The following is a 4307-nucleotide window of genomic DNA, read 5'->3' on the forward strand; positions in this document are numbered from 1 at the left end:
TCGCGCCGTCCCGCCGCGCCGCCTCGGCCGCCTCGTCGAGCGCTGCCGTCGCGATCTTCAGCTCGGCCATCAGCACCGCATTGCCGAGCGCAACTTGCCTGCCCTCGACGGTGCCGGTCGCGCCCTTGCCGGAAGGCGAGGCGAAATTGCTGACGGCGGCGGATGCGAGCTTGCGCTCCCTGGCAGCGGCGATAATCGCCTGTGCCAGCGGGTGCTCGCTGCCCTGCTCGACACTGGCCGCCAGGCGCAGCAGATCGCTCTCGTCGAGTCCTTCGGCGGCAATGACGTGCACGACCTTCGGCTTGCCCTCGGTGAGCGTACCGGTCTTGTCGATGACCAGCGTGTCGATCGCCTCCATCCGCTCCAGCGCCTGCGCGTCGCGGATCAGGATGCCGGAATGCGCGCCGCGGCCGACGCCGACCATGATCGACATCGGCGTCGCCAATCCCAGCGCGCACGGGCAGGCGATGATCAGCACCGTGACGGCGGCGACCAGCGCGAAGGTCAGGCGCGGCTCGGGGCCGAACACCGTCCAGGCGATAAAGGCGAGCACGGCGGCGGCGATCACCGCCGGCACGAACCAGCCGGCGACGCGATCGGCGAGCCGCTGGATCGGCGCGCGTGAGCGCTGCGCCTTCGCCACCATGTCGACGATCCGCGACAGCATGGTGTCGCGGCCGATCTTCTCGGCGCGCATCACGAGGCCGCCGCTCTGGTTGACGGTGCCGCCGATCACGTTCTGGCCTTCGGCCTTCGTGACCGGCATCGACTCGCCTGTGACCATGGACTCGTCAATGACCGCACTGCCCTCGACGACGACGCCGTCGACCGGCACCTTCTCGCCCGGCCGCACGCGCAGGCGGTCGCCGACCTTGATCGCGTCGATGTCGATGTCCTCGTCGCCATGTTCGGTGATGCGCCGCGCGGTCTTCGGCGCGAGGCCGAGCAGCGCGCGGATCGCGCCCGAGGTCTGCGCGCGGGCGCGCAATTCCAGCACCTGGCCGAGCAGCACCAGCACCGTGATCACGGCCGCCGCCTCGAAATACACCGCGACCGCGCCATGCATGTCGCGGAACGCGGGCGGGAACAGCTGCGGCGCCAGCGTCGCGACCACGCTGTAGACATAGGCGACGCCGGTGCCCATCGCGATCAACGTGAACATGTTGAGATTGCGGGTGACCAGCGACTGCCAGCCGCGCACGAAGAACGGCGCGCCGGCCCACAGCACGACCGGCGTCGCCAGCACGAGTGAGACCCAGTTCGACCAGTGCTGCGGCACCAGCTGCATCAGCCCAAGATGGCTGCCCATCTCGAGCACGAACACCGGCACGGTCAGCGCGAGGCCGATCCAGAACCGCCGCGTCATGTCGATCAGTTCGGGATCGGGACCGTCGTCGAGCGAGATCTGCTCGGGCTCCAGCGCCATGCCGCAGATCGGGCAGCTGCCCGGACCGACCTGGCGCACCTCGGGATGCATCGGGCAGGTGTAGATGGTGCCCGCGGGCGCCGGCGGCTCGGGTTCACGCGGCTTGAGATACTTCTCAGGGTCGGTCTCGAAACGCTCGCGGCAGCGGCTGCTGCAGAACAGGTACTCCTCGCCCTGGTAGCTGAAGCGGTGCTTGGCGGTCGCCGGGTTGACCTTCATGCCGCAGACCGGATCGATCGCGAACGCCGCCTCGGCCGGCGGCGTGTCGTGACCATGCTTGCCGCCGCAGCAGGAATGCGCGGCCGCGCCATTGTGGTGATGATCCGCGTGCGAATGGTCGTGCTTTGCGTGTGCCACGAAACTCTTCCCGGCCGGTAACCCGGCCTCTTGATTTGTATACCCTAGGGGGGTATATGAGGCCTATGAGAGACGAGGTCAAGACATCCTGCTTAAAACGGCTCAAACGGATCGAAGGTCAGATCCGCGGGTTGGCCGCCATGGTCGAGGACGACCGCTATTGCATCGACGTGGTGACGCAGATCGCGGCCGCGCGCGCGGCGCTGCGCCGCGTCGAGGAAGAGGTGCTGCGCGATCATGTGGCGCATTGCGTCGAGCATGCGATCTCGTCCGGCGACAAGGCCGACCAGCGGCGCAAGATCGCCGAGCTGATGGACGTGATCGGGCGTGCGGATCGGTGAGGCGAGCGCCGCCCCATACTCGATGTCGTCCCTGCAGAAGCAGGGACCCATAACCACAGGACGTGGGGATGGAGCGAGCTGGGGCCACAGCTCGTTTCAACAACGCGACCCTGTGGTTATGGGTCCCGGGTCGCGCTTCGCTTGCCCGGGACGACGTGGGGAGAAATCGAGGCTCAGTTTGCCGGCGCCGTTGCGCGCAGCTCGCGATCGCCTGCTCAGGTATTGAATCTGAAATGCATCACGTCGCCGTCGGCGACGACGTACTCCTTGCCTTCAAGCCGCAGCTTGCCGGCATCGCGCGCGCCGGCCTCGCCGTTGCCGGCGATGTAATCGGCATAGGCGATGGTCTCGGCGCGGATGAAGCCCTTCTCGAAATCGGTATGGATCACGCCGGCGGCGGCAGGCGCCTTGGTGCCGCGGTCGATGGTCCAGGCGCGTGCTTCCTTCGGGCCGACGGTGAAATAGGTGATGAGATCGAGCAGCCGGTAGCCGGCGCGGATCAGCCGATCGAGCCCGGCCTCTTCCAGACCCAGTGTCTCCAGGAAGTCAGTGCGTTCCTCACGCGACAGCGTCGCGATTTCGGATTCGATCTTGGCGGAGATCACGACCGCGACCGCGCCCTCCTCCTTGGCGCGCTCGAACACCGCCTTGGAAAAATTGTTGCCGTCCTTGGCCGAGGCTTCCTCGACGTTGCAGACATAGAGCACGGGCTTCGAGGTCAGGAGCCCGAGCATGCGGAACGCGCGCTCCTCCTCCGGCTTGCGCTCCAGCGCACGCGCCGGCTTGCCGTCGCGCAGCAGCACCAGGGCGCGGTTGACGAGCTCGAGCTGCTCCTTGGCTTCCTTGTCGTTACCCTTGGCCTTCTTCGAGAGGTTGTCGACGCGCTTCTCCAGGCTGTCGAGGTCGGACAGCATCAACTCGGTCTCGATGGTCTCGATGTCGGCGAGCGGCGCGATCTTGCCCTCGACATGGGTGATGTCGGAATCCTCGAAGCAGCGCACCACGTGGGCGATGGCGTCGACCTCGCGGATGTTGGCGAGGAACTGGTTACCGAGACCTTCGCCCTGCGACGCGCCGCGGACGAGGCCCGCGATGTCGACGAAGGTCAGCCGGGTCGGAATGATCTGCGCGGACTTCGCGACAGCCGCGAGCTTCTCCAGCCGCGGATCGGGCACCGCGACCTCGCCGACATTCGGCTCGATGGTGCAGAACGGATAGTTCGCCGCCTGGGCGGCCGCCGTTTCGGTCAGCGCATTGAACAGCGTCGACTTGCCGACGTTAGGCAGCCCGACGATCCCGCATTTGAATCCCATGTCTTCCTCAACATTCTCTGATCTGTCATGGCCGGGCTCGTCCCGGCCATCCACGTCTTACGGTGCACGCGGCAGGTAAGACGTGGATGCCCGGCACAAGGCCGGGCATGACGACAAAGGAGGTCAGGCCGGCTTCTCGCCGCCGTTCTCACCCTTGTCGAACCCCTTGGCCTGCATCGTCAGATGCACCTTGTTGGCGAACGACGCGTCGTGGCCCGTCGCCAACAGGCCGGCACTGTCGGCGACGGCCTGGCACAGGGCCTCCACCCACGCCCGGTCGCTCTTGGCGAAGTCCGACAGCACGTGGCTGTGCACGAGCTCCTTGACGCCGGGATGACCGATCCCGAGCCGCACCCGCCGATACTCGTTGCCGATATGCGCGGAGATCGAGCGCAGGCCGTTGTGGCCGGCGATCCCGCCGCCGATCTTGACCCGCACCTTGGCGGGCGGCAGTTCGAGCTCGTCCTGGAACACGGTGACGTCGGAGGGCGTGAGCTTGAAGAAGTTCGCCGCTTCCTGCACCGCGCGCCCGGACTCGTTCATGTAGGTGGTCGGCTTCAGCAGCACGACCTTCTCGCGATCGACGACGCCCTCGGAGGTCTCGCCCTGAAAGCGACGGCGCCATGGTGCGAAACCATGACGCCGTGCAATCTCATCGACCGCCAGGAAACCGATATTGTGCCGGTTGCCGGCGTATTTCGCGCCGGGATTACCGAGACCGACAAAAAGGCGCATGGCGCGGCATCCCGCGTCGGCGCGCCATCAGACGATCGCGCGCCGACCTGATCGATTACTTCTTCTTGTCGCCACCGGCGGGAGCCTTGGCACCCGCGGCCGGAGCCGCAGCACCCGCAGCCGGAGCCGCCGCGG

Annotated in this window: 4 protein-coding genes and 1 pseudogene; 1 reads left to right on the plus strand and 4 read right to left on the minus strand. The window is 67.0% G+C overall.

The window, feature by feature from the left end; translation table 11 throughout:
• Nucleotides 1-1783 (minus strand): heavy metal translocating P-type ATPase (locus tag AKL29_RS11055; protein WP_430648863.1); only part of this gene is annotated, 1783 nt, incomplete at its 3' end.
• Between the two features lie 65 nt (nucleotides 1784-1848).
• On the opposite strand from AKL29_RS11055, the gene AKL29_RS11060 reads away from it, so the two are divergent.
• Nucleotides 1849-2124, plus strand: a complete 276-nt coding sequence (locus AKL29_RS11060; protein ID WP_018269815.1) for a metal-sensitive transcriptional regulator — start codon at nucleotides 1849-1851, stop codon at nucleotides 2122-2124.
• Between the two features lie 215 nt (nucleotides 2125-2339).
• Here the strand turns inward: AKL29_RS11060 and ychF are convergent, their stop codons facing one another.
• The 3 genes and pseudogenes from ychF to AKL29_RS44670 all read right to left on the minus strand — a co-directional run.
• Entirely contained in the window at nucleotides 2340-3437 is a 1098-nt protein-coding gene (gene ychF, locus AKL29_RS11065) for a redox-regulated ATPase YchF (RefSeq protein WP_028333102.1), read from the minus strand.
• A 123-nt stretch (nucleotides 3438-3560) separates the two neighbouring features.
• On the minus strand, nucleotides 3561-4172 hold the full coding sequence (gene pth / locus AKL29_RS11070) for an aminoacyl-tRNA hydrolase (RefSeq protein ID WP_050384185.1): 612 nt from the start codon (nucleotides 4170-4172) through the stop codon (nucleotides 3561-3563).
• Between the two features lie 55 nt (nucleotides 4173-4227).
• Nucleotides 4228-4307, minus strand: a pseudogene (locus tag AKL29_RS44670) (50S ribosomal protein L25/general stress protein Ctc); the annotation flags it as partial.

The organism is Bradyrhizobium pachyrhizi (genome assembly GCF_001189245.1).
In the GTDB taxonomy this organism is placed as follows: Bacteria; Pseudomonadota; Alphaproteobacteria; order Rhizobiales; family Xanthobacteraceae; genus Bradyrhizobium; species Bradyrhizobium pachyrhizi.